Consider the following 18886-nt stretch of genomic DNA (forward strand, 5'->3'; position numbering starts at 1 on the left):
AAGACTCCGCGTCTCTCTCTAGCGAGCGCGGAGTTTCTTTTTTAGAAGCCTCATGATGGCGCCGATTAAAGGCAATTTTTCATAGAGTTCTTCTGCGGCATCCCAATAATCTCTGTGTTCTGTAATCAGCGAGTCTTGGCTGATGGTTAGCCAGGAGCATCCTTTGATGACTTGTTGTTTTCTTTCATTTTTAAAGTAAAAGCGAAACTCCCATGTGAGACAGGCTTCATGAGGGGTGCTTATGTCTTTCAATACAATAAATTGAGGTTGGTCAACCTGCTCAAACATATGAGTAAATATTTTTTTAATTGCCGTACGACCTGTAACCTCGTTAAAAGGGTCTTTAAAAACAGCGTCATTTGAATAAATATCGATCAAGTGGTCAACTGTATTTAAATTAAGACCCTCAAAACGACCAACAACGTCTTTAATGAATAAATTTTCTGACATTTAAATTTTTACAAACTTCTTAAGCAAAAAGAAATAAATTGGATAGGGCAGTATTCGAAGAAATTTTAGGAATAAAGAAAACTGCCTTGGGAAATGAATGTCAAAATCCCCAGCCATCATGCCGTCAATAATGTGCTTGGCAGCAGCATCGCTAGTGATGAGTGCTGGCATATGAAAATCATTTTTAGCTGTTGCTTCAGTAGCAACAAATCCTGGATTAATCATGTACACATTCACGCCTAAAGGAGCTAAGTCATAGTACAGATTTTCACAGAAATTAATCATCGCCGCCTTGCTTGGGCCGTAAGCTAGCGCCTTTGGAAGTCCGCTATACCCGGCAACGCTGCTCACGATACCAATGCCCCCATGTTTTTGACGAATCAAGTCCGGCAAAACAACAGAGCATGCTGACATGGGGCCAATAACGTTGGTGGCAATAATATTTTTGGCTTTATCTAAATCAAATTCATCAGCTCTCAGAGGCTCATAAACACCAGCAACGTAAAGTAGCAGATCTAATTCGCCCCATGCATTTTTAATAGTGCCGTAGGCATCTTTTAATGAGGATTCATTTAAAACATCGCAGCTGATAACTAAGGAGCTTTCTGGTGAGAAATGACTCTGTATCTCTTTAAGGGAATCAAGCCTTCTGGAGCTTAATGCAACTTTTGCGCCAAGCTTTAAAAAGGCATGTGCAGTTGCATGGCCAATGCCACTAGATGCACCAATGATCCATATTCGCTTGCCGGAAAAATGATCAATTTTTTGATTGAGTGACATTACTGAGGTTTCTTTAGTGTGAACTGGATAACATCTGTACTCTTTTCAGCAAAGCCGGCAGCGCAATACATTAAATAGAGATTCCAAAGTCGTATAAAACGATCATCAAATCCCTGCGATTTAATTTCAACAAGAGCTGCATTAAATTTTTCATGCCACATGCGAAGGGTCTTTTGATAGTCGGAGCCAAACGAATAGACTGTTTCAACAACCAGGCCAGCTTTTTCAGCTGATTCTTTGAATAGTGAGATGGTTGGCAGCATGCCCCCGGGGAAAACGTATTGTTGAATGAAGTCTGAGCTTCTTTGGTACTTATTAAAAAGCTCCTCGGCAATCACAATGCTTTGAATGCAGGCTTTTTTACCAGGCTTAAGGCATCTATAGACCATTTCAAAATAACTAGGCCAATATGCTTGACCAACAGCCTCAAACATTTCAATGGAAGCAATACCATCATATTGCTCATCATGATCCCTGTAGTCTTTTAAAATAATACTGGACTGGCTCTCAAAGGAGGCATCTAGACTCTCCGCCCTTTCTTTAGCGTAATGCGCTTGCTCTTGGGATATCGTTAAACAATCAATATCAATATTTTTTGTTTTAGCTGATTCCATCAAGCCGCCCCAGCCACAGCCAATTTCAAGTAAACGTTCCCCTGGTAATACGCCAGTAGATGAAATAATTTTGTTGTATTTGGTCTTTTGAGCATCTAACAAAGACATATTCTCATGCTCAAAGATGGCGCTTGAATAGGTCATGCTTGGATCAAGCCATAAAGAGTAAAAAGAATTACCAATGTCATAGTGGGCATGGATATTCTTCTTGCTGCCTTCTTTCGAGTTTTTATGGAGCCAATGCTTGATCCTGTAACCAAGCCTACCCCACCAACTTCCATAAATTGCTTTTTCAATAACTTGGCGATTAATTAGGAAAAGTCGAAGAAGGGATTCGATGTCTGGTGAGTCCCAGTGGCCGCTCATAAAAGTTTCTGCAAAGCCAATATCACCTGATTTCAAGCACGCCTTGCAAACAATCCAATCATGGATTTGTATTTCAGCAGCAATGCCATCATTTTTGCCTGTAAAGACAAGCGTCTGACCCGAAGGTGTGACAAGTGTGAGTTGTCCAGCCTGGAGTTTGCTTAAAAGTTTAAGAACACCTTTGGCATACCAGGGAAGGTTTTCAACTTGGCCACTTAACATATTGACTTGCGTATTCATTTGCTCACTTCAGAGTCTGGTGGTACTGGCTTTGGATGAAAGGGAACACCTTTTAACCATAATTTAAGTGCTTGCCAATGAATTCTAAAAATAACCCCAAAACTCATTGCCGGATAGCGAATTGCAGACCAGATAATGGTTCCTAGTGTAATGTCTTTTTCAATGCCATTGATGCTGGTAATTAAAACTGGACCTTCAAGGTGGTACTCAATTCGAGCAACGTGTTGCGGTGGCGCTGATAAGTGGCTAAAAAACCGAAATAAGTAAGTTCCAGTCGTCTCGCAAAAAGGGGATACATGGAAAATTTTGGTTGAGCTTAGTGTTTGCCCCCACTTAAGGTGGCCGCCTTCTTCATCGGATAAAAGGTAGCAATGTCGCTCACCAAAGGTATTGTTGACCTCGGCAATTACAGCTCTTAAATCACCCTGCTTATTTTCAAAAAACCAAAAGCTCACGGGATTAAAAACGTAGCCTAAAACTCTTGGAAAAGTATGTAGCCAAATTTCACCCTCAACATCTTTTATGCCATGAGTTTCAACAACATCAAGAGCCCAAGCAAGTGAGTCATTGCTGCCATTACCATGATCTTTATCGTAAAAAGATAATAAAGACGACTTGTTGTCCCCTAAGCCCCATTGCTTAATGCCATTGGCATGGTTTTTACGTTCTCGCATCGGGATGCGCAAAGAGAAAACGGAGTAGCTGAAAGAGTTTTTAGCGGGCTTGATGCGAGCATGACGAACTTGACCAAAGCATAATTTAGCTAAGCTCATAGGGCCTTGAGTCCTGATGAAGTGGTCGATGAATAATTTCTGAAATAGCCTCTGCAACTAATTCTCCAGAGCGCAATCCATCTTCATGAAAACCATAGCCTGTCCATGCGCCACAGAACCAAGTATTTCGATTACCTTGAATCAAAGGTAGATTAGCTTGAGCCTCTACTGCAGCTTGATCAAAAATAGGATGAGCGTAGTCAATTTCAGCATGAATGCTGTGCTTATCTGGATCCATCACTGGATTTAAGCTCACAATCACTGGTTGATCTTGCCATGCTGCTGGAAGTGGCTGAAGCTTATTAATTAGATAGTTGACGCAAACTTGTTGATCACTCATGCTGTTGGCTAGAGAGCTGGTGTAGTTCCAGGCCGCCCAGCACTTTTTATTTTTAGGTAAAAGCTTTTCATCTGTATGCAAGATGACTTTATTGCTTTGATACTTAATTGAATTGAGAATATTTTTTTCTTGTTCATGAATGTCGCTGATTAGCTCCAACGCTTGATCGCTATGTGTTGCAAAAATCACATGATCATAGGTTTTAGTAGAGTTTCCAGAAATGACGTCAGCGTGACCATTTGCTCTCGAAACACTTGTAACCGGCTCTCGAATAAATTCGCCACCACGAGCACTAATAGCACTCACAATTCGATTGACATACTCTCTTGATCCACCATTAACGGTGAGCCACTGAGGCCTATCTGTTATTTGAATCAGTCCGTGATTATGACAAAACCTAATCATGGTAGAAATCGGAAATGAGAGCATTTGAGAAACGGAGCACGACCAAATGGCACCAACCATTGGCAAGAAATACCAGTCTCTAAAAGCCTCGCTAAACCGATGTTTCTTAATAAACTCACCAACTGACAGCTCTAGCTCGCCAACTTTGTTTTCTACTGCTGCACTTGTGCACAGTTTATTAAAGCGCAGAATGTCAGAAACCATTCTCAAAAAAGCAGGCTTGATTAAATTTTTTCTTTGGGCAAATAGCGAATCTAAGCTGGTTCCGGCCCACTCGATATTTTCCCCATAAGTTTGAGGAATGGAAGCAGAAAACGACATGTCTGATTTTGAAATCGGCACATTTAATTCATTAAATAATCGAATCAAACGTGGATATGTACGCTCATTGAAAACTAAAAATCCCGTATCAATGCCGTGAGTGACGGGGCCATTGATCGTCTCAATCGTTAGATCAACTGTATTGCTATGGCCGCCTATATGAGATCCACCTTCATAGATGGTTAATTCTAGCCCTGGAAGTTTACTTAGCGCATGGGCGCAGCCAAGGCCTGATATACCTGCACCAACAATTGCTATTTTCATTTAAGAGCCATGTAAAGAAAACCACAAGACAACCTTGAGCATTAATAAGGGAGGGAGAGAAACACTGCTCAAAGTTTACTGTCTTGTGGTTAAAAGGTTATTGAGTCAATCTTTTGTCGTTAGAAAGCCAAGCGTAGGCAGAATGATTATGAATAGATTCAAAATTTTCTGATGACACTTCATAAGCAATGATGTTTTCTTCTTGGTGAAGTGCAACAGCAATATCTCTCACTAAATCTTCAACAAATTTAGGGTTATCGTACGCGCGCTCGGTGACATATTTTTCATCGGGGCGCTTGAGTAGTCCCCATAGCTCACATGATGCAGCTTGCTCGGCAATTTTGATCAGATCTTCCACATGCATATCATTCGTTAATTCTGCAGAAATGATGATGTGAGAGCGTTGATTATGAGCGCCGTATTCAGAAATCTTTTTAGAGCAAGGGCAAAGGCTTGTCACTGGAACTTGAACTCCCAATACATAACGTATCACGCCCTTTTCAGAGCTGGCTCTAATCGTAACGTCATAGTCTAAAAGACTTTGCACACCGGAGACAGGCGCGGTTTTATTGATGAAAAGGGGCATCTTCATATCAATATGGCCTTCTTCTGCTTCTAGGCGAATGAGCATATTTTTTAAAAGATCATGCATGCTATCGAAGCTAATAGGCTCGTGATTTGACTGGAGGATTTCCAAAAATCTAGACATATGAGTGCCTTTGATATGAGCTGGCAACATCACGGTCATATCAATCATCGCAACGCTACCTTGCATACCAGTTTTTGTTTGCAAAGTAACAGGATGACGAATGGCTTTCACGCCGACTTTTTGAATAACAATTTTTCGTTCATCAGGACTTGCTTGAACGTCTGGTAAGAAAATATTTTCTGGGGCGTTCATGGTTGCTTCTCCTTTAGTAACTTCTCAATCAAAGATGTTATTTTTTTATTGCTCGGCGAGGTCATGCTATTGAATGAATCAACTACATTGCCTTGCCTATCAATGATGTACTTATAAAAATTCCATCGAGGTTTAGTGCCTGTTTTCTCAATCAGGCCCTTAAATAGCGGATTGGCATCTGGACCTGATAACGTTGTTTTTGCAAACATTGGAAATTTAACGCCGTAGGTATTGTGACAAAACTCAGCAATTTCTTTGTTGTTACCGGGTTCTTGTTTGCCAAAGTCGTTTGTAGGAAAACCCAAAACAACAAAACCTTGATCTTTGTATTTTGCAAAAACCTTTTCAAGGTCATCGTATTGGCTTGTAAATCCACAATAGCTTGCTGTATTGACGACCAAAATTACTTTACCGTTGTATTGGCAAAGATTTTGAGGCGCTTCATCCTGAAGCCTTAAAAATTGCTGGGATAGTAATGGTGGGCAGGTCATGGCTTGCGATTCCTTTGGCCAAGAGAGCGACAAGAGAAATAGGGTGGTTGTTATGAGCAGGTTCATTAAGAAAAAAGAAACCCTAGGGCTCTTTTTTCTTAATGAGGGTAGCTTGCTTTTGTTATTAACTACCTGCATGTTGTGGTGTCTCCTCACCCAGTTTCTATATATTTAATAACCCTTGGACAGAAATGGTCTTTGTCTAGGGCAAAAAATATCTATGTACGAATATTAAGCACAAATAGAAATAAATGCAAATCCTGTCTAGGACAGTGTAGAATTCTTTAGTCGATACCAAGTATTAACTTGGCGACCATTGGCGAGCTTAACTATGAACGTAAGATTTACTAATTTGCCAGATATGCTGAGTATTGCTGCTGTAGAGCGTGATACGGGCATTGCCAAAGACACACTCAGAGTCTGGGAGCGTCGTTACGATTTCCCTAAGCCTCTACGAGACGCAAATGATGATCGCGCCTACCCCATTGATCAGGTAGAAAAATTAAGACTTTTAAAGCGCTTACTAGATCAAGGGCATCGTCCAGGAAGAGTTGTCCCTCTGCCAATTGAAGGATTACGCCAGTTAAATATAAAACCTGCTGTAGACACTGAAGCCATTCACGCTCACAGCCCAGTCATTTCTCAAGAGGAAATGTCCCGTTATCTAGACTTATTAAGATCTCATCAAACTGAAGCATTGCGTCTAGCGCTTTCAACAACCATGATGAAAATCGGGTTAGATCGCTTTGTGATTGAGTTGGTGGCACCGCTAATTAAGAATATTGGCGAGTATTGGGCTGATGGAAAAATTGAGATTCATGAAGAGCATTTGTTTACAGAGCAAATTAAACATTTACTCAGAACAGCCATCAATTCTGTTCCGAGAGGACACACTGGTCAAAATGAAGATTTGGCTAGACCCAGAATATTACTAACCACATTTCCACAAGAGCAGCATAGCTTAGGCCTCTTAATGGCTGAAGCTTTAATGGCTTTAGAAGGCTGTGTTTGCGTATCACTGGGCACGCAAACTCCAATATTAGAAATTGCTCAGGCAGCAAGAGCGCAAAAAGCAGATATTGTTGCCTTGTCATTCTCATCACAAATTAATCAAAATCAAGTGGTCGACGGTTTGAAGGAGCTGCAGTCTAAGCTGGCTCCTGGCGTTGAGGTTTGGGCGGGGGGTGATAACCAAGCTCTTAAAAAGAGACCTCCAGAGCATGTGAAGATCCTAACGGCCTTACAAGATATCTCTGAAAGCATCAAACACTGGCGCACTCAACAGAAAAATCAAGAACTCAGTTGAAAAAACTTATCCTGATCCTAGGTGATCAGCTTCAGGAAGATAGCTCTGCTCTAATTGACTTTAATGCTGATCATGATGAAATTATCATGATCGAGTCTTCTGCAGAGGCTGAATACGTTTGGTCACACAAAGCTCGCATCGTACTATTTTTATCCGCGATGAGGCACTTTGCAGAGCACTTGAATAAGAAAGGCTTCCCTCTTTCTTATTACAAAGAAAATAAACAAACAATAGTTGATGTATTGGCTCAACATATCAAGAAGCATTCAATCACTCATTTGATATGTGTCGAGCCTGGCGAGGTTCGTCTAAGAGATGCGTTAATGGACTTAGCTCATGAGTTAAGCATTCATTTGGAGCTCAGGCCTGACACCCACTTTTATTGCGGCACGAAAGAGTTTTCAGACTGGGCTGGTGATAAAAAAGAATTGCGACTTGAATATTTTTATCGTTATATGAGGAAAAAGCATCAGGTATTGATGCAAGAAAATGGAGAGCCAGAGGGCAATTGTTGGAATTACGATCAGGAAAATAGAAAGCCATATTCTAAAAAAGGTCCTGGTTTAATTGTTGAGCCACTTTGGTTTGAGCCTGACTCCATAACAAAAGACGTTATTACATACGTTGAAAAAGAATATGAAGATCATCCAGGAAGCCTTAATCAGTTTAAATGGCCGGTGACTAGACAAGATGCATTGCTAGCACTCGACCATTTCATTGAACATCGACTTGATCATTTTGGGACACACCAAGATGCTATGTGGACTAAAACCCCATTTGGTTGGCATTCTATTATTTCCAGCTCACTTAATTTAAAGCTGATAAGTCCTAAGGAGGTTGTTCAAGCAGCTCTCAATAAATGGGAAAGAAATCCAGACCTCTTAAGTTCAATTGAGGGATTTATCAGGCAGATAGTTGGCTGGCGAGAGTTTGTGCGCGGCATCTATTATTTAGATATGCCAAAAATGGCAATAGATAATCACTACAACCATCAGCGCAAGTTGCCGAAATGGTACTGGACGGGTGATACCAAAATGGCTTGCATGAAAGATGCCATTGATCAAACTTTAGAGCATGGCTATGCTCATCATATTCAGCGATTAATGATCACTGGCAACTTTGCCTTGTTGGCAGAGCTGGTGCCTCAGGAGGTTTGCGCTTGGTATTTGGCGGTATATGTTGATGCAATAGAGTGGGTAGAACTACCAAACACCGCAGGCATGGCGTTATTTGCCAATGGCGGAAGATTTACAAGTAAGCCGTATGTCGCAAGTGGCGCTTATGTAAAAAGAATGAGTAATTACTGCCAATCTTGCAGCTACAAGAGTGAGGTTCGTTATGGTGAAGATGCATGCCCTATGACCACTTTGTACTGGAATTTTTTACTCAAGCATCAATCGTCTTTTGAAAAGAATCCAAGAACGAAGTTAATGGTGGTTAATTTGAAGAAGATTGCTGCCGAAGACCAAGTTTTAATTGCTGAACATGCTGAAAAGATTCTGAATGATCTAGAGGTTGTTTAGTCGGGTAATATCTAGCTTATGACAAATGTAGAATTTCCAAACCTATCAGCCCCCAGCTTTGAAGTAAAAATCTGTTCACAAGAAGATTTGCAAGAAAAGCTAAGCAAATTACCCAAACCTATTGTTTTTACAAATGGAGTCTTTGACTTATTGCACCGGGGGCATGTTAGCTATCTTGCCCAAGCAAGAAGCCTCGGTAAAAGTTTAATTGTTGGAATTAATACGGATGCTTCTGTTCGGATGTTGGGGAAAGGGGATGATCGACCTCTCAATGCCGAGGCTGATCGCTTGGCATTATTAGCCGCTCTTGAGTCAGTCGATTTGGTTGTTCTTTTTTCTGAGCAAACCCCGGTTGAGCTCATTGCTCAAATTAAGCCGGATATTTATGTCAAGGGCGGTGACTATCAAATTGATACGCTTGCTGAAACTGCTCTAGTAAAAACATGGGGAGGCAAGGCTTATGCCATTCCATTTATACATGATCGCTCAACCACAGCTTTATTGAGAAAAATTAGATCCTGAACTGGCTGGTCCGGTCACCTTTAAGTTTGGTGGCGCTTGATTGGATAAGTTTGTTTTATCACTTCCAGAATTTTCAAACCATGTGTTAATGGTTTTTTGTGAGTCAAGTGGCGAGATAAGAATCAACCCCCCCATTGCCATTGCCGCACCACTTAAAAAAAATAAAAGTAAGTTCAATTTTTGATTCATCATCTAACTCTGTTGGTGCCAAGCCAGCAAACCTTTCAGCACTAAATTATCTTCATGATGCGCTTTGATATCTCTACTTTGATGATTGAGAAGATGGTGGGCATTGCCACCGCTCAATACAATCAGATCTAATGCAACACCATTCGTTTTGGCAAGTTGTTTTGCAACTTCAATTGCGCCTAATTGGCTAGAGAGAATGCCAAATTCAATAGCTGACCGAGTGTCTACCCCTATTCCTAAGGTCAATTGATTGGCTATCGCCAAACCCTCAATTCTCAAACCTTGTGTGCCCTGGGTTAAGGAATCTTGCATTAAAGAAAAACCAGGCAGGATCCAGCCGCCAAGGTGGCGGGGTGATGAGGTCAAGATGTCGATGGTGGTTGCTGTTCCAGCCCCAACAATCAAAATATTTTTTTCTGGGAAAAGATGTTGGGCTGCAATGACCATGGCTCTTCGATCGCTGCCGAGTTTTATTGGATCAAGATAATCGGTGCTTATTTTTTCTATGAGAGCCAATCCATTGATTAAATGCCAGGTGGCAGCAGGATAGGCTTCTTGAAAGGTGGTTTTAATTAGTTGAGTCTGTTCTATTGAAATAACACTAGAGCAAATAATTTGATCAATCTGCCATGATTTTTGTGAACACAATTCAATTAGATTGGACGGGGATTGATGTGAAATAAATCCATGGTCACTAAACTGTAACTCGCTATTAAGGTCTTGATTTTCAACCAAAGCCCATTTAAGTCGTGTGTTACCAATATCAATTAATAAAATACTCATGTTAGTGCTCTCAAAGATACGTCACCGCTAATAACTTTTTTAAGGCCCTCTGAAGTTTCAATTAGCAAGACCCCATCGCTATCTACGCCCTTTTCAATCCCCTCGAATTGCAGTTGATTTTGTTGGTGTATTTGGCAGACCTTATTTTGATAGGCGTCCCAGTGATTCCATGTTTCTTGGAATGTCTTGAAAGAAGAGTTTTCAAATTTATCAATGACAAGACCAAGTTCTTTTAGTATCTCTAGCCAAATGATGTCTGCATTCAATAGTTGAGGATCCACTAGATCTTCGAGACAGGCAACTTCCCTGCCAAGATGCTCTTCAAGAGCTTTTGTCTTGCTTAAGTTGAGGCCTATGCCAATAATCAGCCAAGTTGGTTCGCCAGGCTTTAGTTGGCCGCCTTCAATCAACATGCCTGCCAGCTTTTTATTCTCTAGCAATACATCATTGGGCCACTTCAACCCTAATTTTCTTTGGTGAAGGTCTTCAAGTGGAATCTGGGTTGCACGACTAATGCCATTTATAACAGCTAAGCCAATAGCCAAGCTTAAGCCCGATAGCTCTTGAATGGTCTTTGTAAATGGATAAGCTATTGAGAAGGTTAAGGTTTGATTGGGCGAACTCACCCAAGATCTACCCATTCTGCCTCTGCCGGCAGTCTGCTTTAGTGCTAAGCGTGCAATAGGCTCCCATAGAGAGTTGGCTCTCCAACGAGACATCAAGTCTTCATTGGTGGAAGTGCTCTCTTCCACACGCTCAAGAATCCAATTTATAGTCATTTCAATATTGTAGGTACTATGTGCATATGTCTGATTATTTTCAACGACCTCAACGACTCCCTTGGCCAGATTTACCTATGCCAACTGCTAGGATAGCCTCACTGGTCTATATCTTGTTAATTATTTATGCGAGCATCTTCCCCTTTAACTTTAACTTTGGGGTCGGCTCAGCGGCGCTAGATTGGATTGACGCCCCCATTCCGAGATATATCACTTCATTTGATGTCTTTACCAATATTTTGGGTTATTTGCCTTTGGGGTTTTTAACTGTTTTTGCCGTTTATCCACGTTTGAAAGCATATAAGGCATTGGTTTTTGCGCTTTTGCTGGGGGGCATTCTTTCGGGGTCTTTAGAATCTTTGCAAACTTGGTTAACAACACGTATACCTAGTAATGTGGACTGGTGGGCAAATATCGGTGGCGCCACTTTGGGAGCGTTATTAGCTATGCCACTAGATCCAAAGTGGCTTTCTGGAAGTGGCTTTCAGCATCGGCGCATTGAGTGGTTTGGCTTGAGAACCAGTGGCATTATTTTATTGTTAGCTTTTCCATTTGCTCAGATTTACCCTCAATCAGCTTGGTTAGCCATGGGGGATTGGGGTGGTGTGTGGGTGAGCAAGTCCCTTTGGAAGGACAGTTTCAATTTTGCGGGCTTAGAGATTGCGACGACCATGCTTGCTTGGCTTGGTGCTGGATGCTCTCTGGCGCTCGCGATGCGGTCAAGAGCCCCTAAAGTGAGAATTTTATTAATGCTCTTGGTTTTTACGATTATCTTAAAAGCGTTATTTTCTGGAATCCAATTTGGGGTAGAAAGAAGCTTCTTATGGTTAACGCCATCCGCACTTTGGGGCATGATTTTTTCAAGCTTAATTTTGATAGCTATCTTGCAGCTCAAAAATAAGTGGTTATATCTTTTTGCCATTCTCAGTTTGATTGGGATGATTTTGTTACTGAATCTCTTCCCTAAGAACCCTTACTACACTGCTACTATTCAAGAGTGGCGCCATGGGCGATTGATACATTTCAATCATTTAATGGCCTGGCTTGCATGGATTTGGCCGATTGGGGCAGCTTTATCGATGATCAAAGGTTTAAAGCGATCTAAATCTATATAATTTTGTTTATGAGCTACTTTAAATACCATTTATTCTTTTGTTTAAATCAACGTGAAAACGGCAAAGACTGTTGCGCACAGCACGGTGCCAACGAGCTATTTGAATACGCCAAAATTCGTTGTAAAGAATTAGGTTTATCCGGGGAAGGTAAAGTTCGCATCAATAAGGCAGGATGTTTGGATCGTTGCGCACATGGTCCTGCGATGGTGGTCTACCCAGAGGCTATTTGGTATACAGCAGTCGATAAAAGTGACATTGATGAAATCATTAATGAGCACTTTATAAAAGGTTGTGCGGTTGATCGTTTAAGGATCGAGTAAGTGAACCGAACCATTAAGATTCACTTTCAAGGGCCAGCGGGTTTAATTGAAGCATCCCTGGATCTTCCAGAAGCAATCAAACATCAACCGGCAAGCTATCGTCCGAGGGGTATTGCCTTGGTGGCACATCCGCATCCTTTGCTTGGTGGCACGATGGACAATAAGGTGGCGCAAACATTAGCTAGAACTTTTGCGCAATTAGGGTACGTTACGCTAAGACCAAACTTTAGAGGTGTTGGATCTAGTGAAGGTGTGCACGATGATGGTCGAGGTGAGGCACAAGATCTCATCGCCATCATTGCTTGGATGCGAGATTCATTTAGCTGGGCTGGTATACCTGAGCTTGAGGGCCAAGCTTGGCCAGAATTAGTTGGAGAGCTGCCTTTAGCAATGGCTGGATTTTCTTTTGGTAGTTATGTCAGCAGTCATGTGGTTAGTCATCTCAATGAGATGGGCGGGGCGCCAGAGCGTTTGATCATGGTGGGGTCTGCGACATCGAAGTGGGATGTTGCACCGGTTCCCAAAAATACCATCGTGATTCATGGTGAGGTGGATGATGTCATTCCGTTAAGCAGTGTGATTGATTGGGCAAGACCTCAAGAACTAACTGTTCAAGTCATCCCTGGCGCAGATCATTTTTTTCATCGCAAACTGCATTGCATCAGAGACTTGATCTTGAGTGCATGGCATGGCCAGCCAGATCCTAGTCAAGGAGCGTAATTTGGATATCCCAAAAGAAGAATCTCTGATTAAGTACCCGTGCGACTTTCCAATTAAAGTGATGGGTAAGGCTGTGGATGGTTATGAGGCAGCCATTGAGCGATTGGTTTTAAATTTCGATCCTGCATTTAATGTGGGAACCATTGAACGTAGACCATCTAAAAATGGTAATTACTTAGGTTTAACTGTCACAGTGAGGGTCACGAGTCGAGAGCAGTTAGACGAGTTATACCGAACTCTTTCAACTCACCCGATGGTGAGTGTTGTTTTATAAATGAGCGATATTATTTTTCGTCATTTGGGGCGGCAAGATTATCTGCCTACCTATGAAGCGATGAAAAATTTTACGGCTGAGCGTACTAATGAAACGCCGGATGAAATATGGGTTCTAGAGCACCCACCGGTTTATACATTAGGCCAAGCTGGGGATCCCATACACTTATTAGACCCTAGCGTTGAAATCCCTTTAATTTCAATTGATCGTGGTGGGCAAATTACATTTCATGGTCCAGGCCAAATTGTTGTTTATCTTTTGTTGGATTTGCGTCGTCGCCATCTTTTTGTTCGCGATTTGGTCGCTAAGATTGAGCAAGCGATCATTGATACCTTGTTGGATGTCGGCATTGTTGGCGAACGCCAACCCGGAGCTCCTGGAATTTACTTGGCCAAACAGTCTTCTATCTCCTCGGAATTTGTGGGTGCAAAAATAGCGGCCCTGGGTCTAAAAATTACAAAACAGTGTAGTTATCATGGTTTAGCTCTCAATGTAGATATGGATTTAAGCCCATTTTCAGCCATCAACCCTTGTGGCTACGAGGGTTTAAAGACGATTGATCTGCGCTCCTTGGGAGTGAGCGACAATAGCGATATTGTGGCTAAATATTTATTAGGCCATTTATCTCAACAATTAGAGGTGCAGTGATGACCAAGACCTACGATCCAAGTCAAAAACAAAAGTCTGCTGATAAGACTTCACGCATTCCTATCAAGATTGTGCCAATTGAAGAGGTTCTAAAAAAACCAGATTGGATCAGAGTTAAAGCGGCTTCTGGTAATTCCCGCTTCCATGAGATTAAAAAAATATTAAGAGAAAACCAATTGGTTACAGTTTGCGAAGAAGCCAGCTGCCCTAATATTGGTGAGTGTTTTGGCAAGGGTACGGCAACCTTTATGATTATGGGTGATAAATGCACCCGTCGTTGCCCATTCTGTGATGTCGGTCATGGGCGCCCAGACCCACTTGATCTTGATGAGCCACTCAATTTAGCGAAAACAATTGCAGCCCTTAAGTTGTCCTATGTGGTGATCACCAGTGTTGATCGTGATGACCTACGAGATGGTGGCGCCCAGCATTTTGTTGATTGCATCACCAAAACTAATGAGCTCTCACCCAATACAAGTATTGAGGTTTTAGTGCCAGATTTCCGGGGCCGCCTAGAAAAAGCATTGGATATCTTTGCAGCAGGGTTGCCGCATGTGATGAATCACAATTTGGAAACCGTACCTCGTTTATATAAAGAGGCTCGACCGGGTTCTGATTACATGCACTCTCTTAAGTTATTAAAAGACTTTAAAGCGATGTATCCCCATGTTTCAACTAAGAGTGGCCTAATGGTGGGTCTTGGCGAAACAGATGAAGAGATTTTGGAAGTCATGCGTGATATGCGTGAGCACAACATTGACATGCTAACTATCGGACAGTACTTGGCGCCTTCAGGGCATCATTTGCCGGTGCGTCGCTATGTACACCCAGATACATTTGCTATGTTTGAAAAAGAAGCTTATGCGATGGGCTTTACCCATGCTGCTGTTGGTGCGATGGTGCGATCTAGTTACCACGCCGATGAGCAAGCCCAGAAAGCCGGCGCTGTTTAGACGCGCACTTTAAGGGCATTCAAAAATCTTTGGTTTATTCAGCCAAAGATTTTTGAATTAATTGGTGGAAAGCATCCCACTCTGGTTCACCAACATACCGCTTAATAATTTTCCCCTTTTTGTTAATTACCAAAGTTGTTGGTGTTAACTGAATCTTTCCAAAGGCCTTAGCAACACTGCCATCCGAATCTAGGGCTACTTTGAATGGTAGTTTTCGTGTTTGTGCAAAGTTAACGACATACATTGGGGGGTCATAAGACATGGCCACAGCCATCAATTCCACACCATCAGCTTTGAACTTTTCATAAGTCTCTATTAGCTGAGGCATTTCTTTGACGCAAGAAGTGCAGCTGGTTGCCCAGAAATTAATAATCGTGACTTTATTTTTAAAGTCATCTTGCGTTAATACTTTTCCAGAAATCTCAGAGAGCTTGAAGTTGGGCATCGATTGCTGAGTATCTGATGAGCAACCGGCAAGGCTAAGGAAAAGAGTTAAGCTGCTAAGTAAAAACAAGCGCTTGGATTGACTAAATAAGCTGAAAAGGGTTTGAGTAGGCATAATCGTATTTTATGCAAAATACTATTTTTATGTTGATAAAGCGCCTTTTAGTTGCAATCGTATTATTTGCCAGCATGACTGCGTGCACACCTACCTATGATTGGCGAACAGTACGTTCAGATGATTTGTTATATGAGGCCCTGTATCCAGGCAAGCCAAGCAGGGCTGAAAAGTCGATGTTGTTTCAAGGTCAAAAATTAACGATGACCATGGAAGCTGTAAAAGTTAAAGATGCTTTATATGCTGTTGGGGTTATTCAATTGCCGCCAGATCTCAAGTCGCTTAATTTATCAAATGACCTGATGTCATTTATTCAAACGGGCATGTTGAGTAATTTAAAAACTAATCAAGCTATTGTGGCCAAACCCATCATGATTAAAACTTATCAAGGAGAGTCTTTATCTGCGAGTGAGTGGGTCGTTGATGGTGTAGGGCCAGATCAACAGCGTCGTTTGATGCGTCTTCGTTTGGTGCAAAGAACTTTCCCTGATGGTTTGGTGCAGATTTACCAACAAAGTATTTTGCAGAGTTTAAATCATGAGCCTGCTCTAGAGAAGATCTTAAGTTCTGATGAGCACAGTATGTTTTTAACTGGATTTAAGCCTTATTAAGATGAGGAATTCTGATTCACCAAAAATTCCTATGCAAGGTGCTTGGGCTATCCGAGTATTCCTCTGTTTCGCATTTGCTTATTTTTTATCTTATGCATTTAGAGCAGTTAATGCTGTTATTGCACCTGAACTAATAGCCGATCTTCAAATTAGTCATTCGGAATTAGGGCTTTTATCCTCTGCATACTTTGTTGGTTTTGCAGTCATGCAAATTCCTTTGGGCATGGCTCTAGATCGTTTTGGTGCGCGCAGAACAGAAAGCGTTCTTTTATTATTTGCTTTGTTAGGCACATCTGTATTTGCTTATGCAGATAGCCTGTGGGGGCTTACGTTAGGCCGTTTATTAATTGGCATTGGAGTGTCAGCTTGCTTGATGGCTTCCTTTACAGCCTATCGTCGTTGGTTCAGTGTTGAGCAACAAAGCCAATTAGCTTCCGGCATGTTGGTTTTTGGAACTGCTGGAGCCTTGGTAACCACGATTCCAATTCAATGGGCTTTGCCGTTCATTGGGTGGCGTGGATCATTTTGGATATTGGCTGTTTTGGTGGCAATTGCATTCGTAGGCATTAGGCTAGGCATCCCTAATTTCGATGACCATCCTGCATCTAAAAAAACCGAAATAGGTGAAGCATCCTTTGGCTTAAAAGAAATTCTTTGCCACCCATTTTTTTTAAGAATGCTGCCAATTGGGATTATTAATCATGGTGGATTTTTAGCGTTACAGACACTTTGGCTTGGTCCATGGATGATCGAAGTATTGGGTTTTGATTCTACTTTTACAGCGCAAGTGTTGTTTTTATTTAACGGTGTGATGCTCTTAGGTTATGCGCTTAATGCTTGGTTTCTCCCTCGTGCGAATGCGAAGGGTTTTAAAACGCTGAATTATGTGAAATGGTTATTGGCGATTGGTCTAGTGAGTCAGTTTTTAGCAATTTCAATCGACTCAACTTGGAGTTGGATTTTATGGATCGTCGTGGCGCTGACTGCAACCGGACATATATTGGGACAGAGCACAGTCATTACAGCGTTTCCTTCGCGTAATGCGGGAGTTGCAGCAACCAGTTACAACTTGCTGATATTTGTAGGAGCTTTTATTTTTCAGTGGGGTATTGGCTGGGCAATTGATTTATCAGTTGCGGCAGGCATTGAAAAGATTGAAGCATTCAAGCAAGTATTAATAATTTTCTTAGGTATTCAATTTATTTCATTTCTGTGGTTTTTGTTTTATCCAAGACCACTGAAACATCACTTAGCTGGTGTATAAAAGAAAAAGCGGGGTTGGTAAAAACCCCCCGCTTATGAAATATAGTTAAAAGACTACTTCTTTTCTAGAGCTGCAACTTTTGCTTCTAGTTCTTCTAATTTCGCTCTTGTTTTTGCAAGAACTTGAGTTTGTAAATCAAACTCTTCTCGAGTGACTAAGTCCATTTTTTGAAAACCTTGGGTCATCAAGCCGCGTACATTTTTTTCTAAATCTTTAGCTGGCGACTGACGAATGGCATCTTCAACTTTACTTTGCATATCGTTGGCAATGCTTTGGACTTTTTGCATGATGTCTTGCGGGTTCATATCTTCTCCAGATAAATCTTCAATACATCGTTTTTACCAAAGTTATGGATCGAGCATGCACCAATTAAGTGCTTTATTTTGGTGCATGACCTAGGATTTATTTTGGTGCGGCCCACATTTATCATCAAAATAAATTGCTAAATAAGAGTTAAGTCACTGATTTATATATAAAAATAATAACTGGCACAGCTATTGCATATAGAACAACAAGGAATTTCCCTTGGATTGTTTATTAGGAGTGCACTATATGAAAACTTACTTAACTCTCTCTGCAATCGCTTTAGCAGCGGCAGCAACATTATCTTCTGGTGTCGTAGCTGCAGCTGAGCCAACACCGGATTTCACAGTAACAGGTAATTTTGGTATTACAAGTGATTACCGTTTCCGTGGTTTACAGCAAACTGATGGAGATCCAGCATTTCAAGGTGGATTTGATGTGGCTCATAGCTCCGGTTTCTATATCGGCACATGGGGCTCAAATGTTTCTTCTTGGGCGGCAGGTCCAGAAACATCAACAAAGTTAGAAATCGATCTTTATGGTGGATACAAAACCGCTGTTGCTGGTGTGGGTGTTGATGTCGGCGTGATTTCTTATATGTATCCAGGCTCATCTACAGGTGGCGATAGCTCAGGTGCAGATTGGAATGCCAATACGCAAGAAGCTTATGTTGGCTTGTCATATGGCCCAGCAACATTTAAAACATCTTATGTATTGAGCAAAAGCTACTTTGCCTCTACTGGTAATGAAGGTGGTGACGCATCTGGAACAATGTACTATGACTTAACTTTGTCACAAGAAATTGCTCCAAAATTAGTGGCCTCTATCCACGCAGGTTATACAGACTATAACGGTGGTGTTAATACTTATTCTGAAGTAGGTAAGTTTTCTTATGCTGACTTTAACGTTGGTCTCGCTTATGACCTAGGTAATGGTTTTGCAGTTTCTGGAAAGTACTTCTGGAATGATGAAAAAGAAGGCACTAAATCCTATGCAACTGGCGTTTCAGGTAAGTCACTCTTTAAAGACGGCGTAGCTGTATCTCTAACCAAAGCATTCTAATTAGCGATCT

Annotated in this window: 24 protein-coding genes; 12 read left to right on the plus strand and 12 right to left on the minus strand. The window is 41.5% G+C overall.

Annotated features, from left to right (window positions below; all coding sequences use genetic code 11):
* Window positions 1-18: 18 nt before the first annotated feature.
* From ICN28_RS06295 to ICN28_RS06325, 7 genes are all read right to left on the minus strand, one after another.
* The gene (locus ICN28_RS06295) at window positions 19-450 is read right to left on the minus strand and encodes a nuclear transport factor 2 family protein (RefSeq protein WP_216287146.1); all 432 of its coding nucleotides are present in this window, start codon (window positions 448-450) and stop codon (window positions 19-21) included.
* The gene (locus ICN28_RS06300) at window positions 451-1230 is read right to left on the minus strand and encodes an SDR family oxidoreductase (RefSeq protein WP_216287147.1); all 780 of its coding nucleotides are present in this window, start codon (window positions 1228-1230) and stop codon (window positions 451-453) included.
* A complete protein-coding gene (locus ICN28_RS06305) occupies window positions 1230-2450 on the minus strand; it encodes a cyclopropane-fatty-acyl-phospholipid synthase family protein (protein WP_216287148.1) in 1221 nt (406 codons plus the stop codon). The genes ICN28_RS06300 and ICN28_RS06305 overlap by 1 nt, the downstream gene beginning before the upstream one ends.
* Window positions 2447-3223 (minus strand): DUF1365 domain-containing protein, encoded by a 777-nt coding sequence (locus ICN28_RS06310; RefSeq protein WP_216287150.1) that lies wholly within the window; start codon window positions 3221-3223, stop codon window positions 2447-2449. Before ICN28_RS06310 ends, ICN28_RS06305 begins: the two co-directional genes overlap by 4 nt.
* Window positions 3210-4553 carry an NAD(P)/FAD-dependent oxidoreductase gene (locus ICN28_RS06315; RefSeq protein WP_216287152.1) on the minus strand — a complete coding sequence of 448 codons (1344 nt, stop codon included), beginning with the start codon at window positions 4551-4553 and terminating at the stop codon, window positions 3210-3212. Before ICN28_RS06315 ends, ICN28_RS06310 begins: the two co-directional genes overlap by 14 nt.
* A 97-nt stretch (window positions 4554-4650) precedes the next feature.
* The gene (gene folE2, locus ICN28_RS06320; protein WP_216287153.1) at window positions 4651-5454 is read right to left on the minus strand and encodes a GTP cyclohydrolase FolE2; all 804 of its coding nucleotides are present in this window, start codon (window positions 5452-5454) and stop codon (window positions 4651-4653) included.
* Window positions 5451-6011: a glutathione peroxidase gene (locus tag ICN28_RS06325; protein ID WP_216287154.1), complete on the minus strand. Its 561-nt coding sequence runs from the start codon at window positions 6009-6011 to the stop codon at window positions 5451-5453. The genes folE2 and ICN28_RS06325 overlap by 4 nt, the downstream gene beginning before the upstream one ends.
* 265 nt (window positions 6012-6276) lie before the next feature.
* Here ICN28_RS06325 and ICN28_RS06330 point away from each other — a divergent pair, with 265 nt between their 5' ends.
* Genes ICN28_RS06330 through rfaE2 form a run of 3 tightly spaced genes read left to right on the plus strand, consistent with a single transcriptional unit; the run spans window position 6277 to window position 9296 of the window.
* Window positions 6277-7251: a cobalamin B12-binding domain-containing protein gene (locus ICN28_RS06330; RefSeq protein WP_216287155.1), complete on the plus strand. Its 975-nt coding sequence runs from the start codon at window positions 6277-6279 to the stop codon at window positions 7249-7251.
* On the plus strand, window positions 7248-8774 hold the full coding sequence (locus ICN28_RS06335; protein ID WP_216287156.1) for a cryptochrome/photolyase family protein: 1527 nt from the start codon (window positions 7248-7250) through the stop codon (window positions 8772-8774). The genes ICN28_RS06330 and ICN28_RS06335 overlap by 4 nt, the downstream gene beginning before the upstream one ends.
* 18 nt (window positions 8775-8792) lie before the next feature.
* The gene (gene rfaE2 / locus ICN28_RS06340; protein WP_216287157.1) at window positions 8793-9296 is read left to right on the plus strand and encodes a D-glycero-beta-D-manno-heptose 1-phosphate adenylyltransferase; all 504 of its coding nucleotides are present in this window, start codon (window positions 8793-8795) and stop codon (window positions 9294-9296) included.
* Here rfaE2 and ICN28_RS06345 read toward each other — a convergent pair.
* Genes ICN28_RS06345 through ICN28_RS06355 form a run of 3 tightly spaced genes read right to left on the minus strand, consistent with a single transcriptional unit; the run spans window position 9273 to window position 11047 of the window.
* Window positions 9273-9488, minus strand: coding sequence for a hypothetical protein (locus ICN28_RS06345; RefSeq protein ID WP_216287158.1), 216 nt, complete (start codon window positions 9486-9488; stop codon window positions 9273-9275). The two genes, rfaE2 and ICN28_RS06345, sit on opposite strands and share 24 nt — an antisense overlap.
* The gene (locus ICN28_RS06350) at window positions 9489-10268 is read right to left on the minus strand and encodes a type III pantothenate kinase (RefSeq protein WP_216287160.1); all 780 of its coding nucleotides are present in this window, start codon (window positions 10266-10268) and stop codon (window positions 9489-9491) included.
* Window positions 10265-11047, minus strand: a complete 783-nt coding sequence (locus ICN28_RS06355; protein ID WP_216287162.1) for a biotin--[acetyl-CoA-carboxylase] ligase — start codon at window positions 11045-11047, stop codon at window positions 10265-10267. Before ICN28_RS06355 ends, ICN28_RS06350 begins: the two co-directional genes overlap by 4 nt.
* Window positions 11048-11073: 26 nt before the next feature.
* Between ICN28_RS06355 and ICN28_RS06360 the strand changes: the two genes are divergently transcribed.
* From ICN28_RS06360 to lipA, 6 genes are read left to right on the plus strand one after another with little or no spacing between them, the layout of a single operon-like run.
* Window positions 11074-12162 carry a VanZ family protein gene (locus ICN28_RS06360; RefSeq protein ID WP_216287164.1) on the plus strand — a complete coding sequence of 363 codons (1089 nt, stop codon included), beginning with the start codon at window positions 11074-11076 and terminating at the stop codon, window positions 12160-12162.
* 8 nt (window positions 12163-12170) lie between these two features.
* Window positions 12171-12482, plus strand: coding sequence for a ferredoxin (locus tag ICN28_RS06365; protein ID WP_216287166.1), 312 nt, complete (start codon window positions 12171-12173; stop codon window positions 12480-12482).
* A complete protein-coding gene (locus ICN28_RS06370; RefSeq protein WP_216287168.1) occupies window positions 12483-13202 on the plus strand; it encodes a CocE/NonD family hydrolase in 720 nt (239 codons plus the stop codon). It begins immediately after the preceding gene.
* The gene (locus tag ICN28_RS06375) at window positions 13171-13476 is read left to right on the plus strand and encodes a DUF493 family protein (RefSeq protein WP_216287170.1); all 306 of its coding nucleotides are present in this window, start codon (window positions 13171-13173) and stop codon (window positions 13474-13476) included. Before ICN28_RS06370 ends, ICN28_RS06375 begins: the two co-directional genes overlap by 32 nt.
* Window positions 13477-14124, plus strand: coding sequence for a lipoyl(octanoyl) transferase LipB (gene lipB, locus ICN28_RS06380; RefSeq protein ID WP_216287172.1), 648 nt, complete (start codon window positions 13477-13479; stop codon window positions 14122-14124).
* Window positions 14124-15077, plus strand: coding sequence for a lipoyl synthase (lipA, locus tag ICN28_RS06385; RefSeq protein ID WP_216287173.1), 954 nt, complete (start codon window positions 14124-14126; stop codon window positions 15075-15077). The genes lipB and lipA overlap by 1 nt, the downstream gene beginning before the upstream one ends.
* A gap of 34 nt (window positions 15078-15111) precedes the next feature.
* Here lipA and ICN28_RS06390 read toward each other — a convergent pair whose 3' ends face one another.
* On the minus strand, window positions 15112-15636 hold the full coding sequence (locus tag ICN28_RS06390; protein ID WP_216287174.1) for a TlpA disulfide reductase family protein: 525 nt from the start codon (window positions 15634-15636) through the stop codon (window positions 15112-15114).
* A 29-nt stretch (window positions 15637-15665) separates the two neighbouring features.
* On the opposite strand from ICN28_RS06390, the gene ICN28_RS06395 reads away from it, so the two are divergent.
* Together ICN28_RS06395 and ICN28_RS06400 are read left to right on the plus strand one after the other, a co-directional pair.
* A complete protein-coding gene (locus ICN28_RS06395) occupies window positions 15666-16247 on the plus strand; it encodes a hypothetical protein (RefSeq protein ID WP_216287175.1) in 582 nt (193 codons plus the stop codon).
* A gap of 1 nt (window position 16248) precedes the next feature.
* Window positions 16249-17511, plus strand: coding sequence for an MFS transporter (locus ICN28_RS06400; protein WP_216287176.1), 1263 nt, complete (start codon window positions 16249-16251; stop codon window positions 17509-17511).
* Window positions 17512-17564: 53 nt separating this feature from the next.
* On the opposite strand, the gene ICN28_RS06405 is transcribed toward ICN28_RS06400, so the two are convergent.
* The gene (locus tag ICN28_RS06405; RefSeq protein WP_255536172.1) at window positions 17565-17816 is read right to left on the minus strand and encodes an accessory factor UbiK family protein; all 252 of its coding nucleotides are present in this window, start codon (window positions 17814-17816) and stop codon (window positions 17565-17567) included.
* A 247-nt stretch (window positions 17817-18063) separates the two neighbouring features.
* Between ICN28_RS06405 and ICN28_RS06410 the strand changes: the two genes are divergently transcribed.
* Window positions 18064-18876, plus strand: a complete 813-nt coding sequence (locus ICN28_RS06410) for a TorF family putative porin (protein ID WP_216287177.1) — start codon at window positions 18064-18066, stop codon at window positions 18874-18876.
* Window positions 18877-18886: the final 10 nt, after the last annotated feature.

Source organism: Polynucleobacter sp. 30F-ANTBAC (genome assembly GCF_018882385.1).
Classification (GTDB): domain Bacteria; phylum Pseudomonadota; class Gammaproteobacteria; order Burkholderiales; family Burkholderiaceae; genus Polynucleobacter.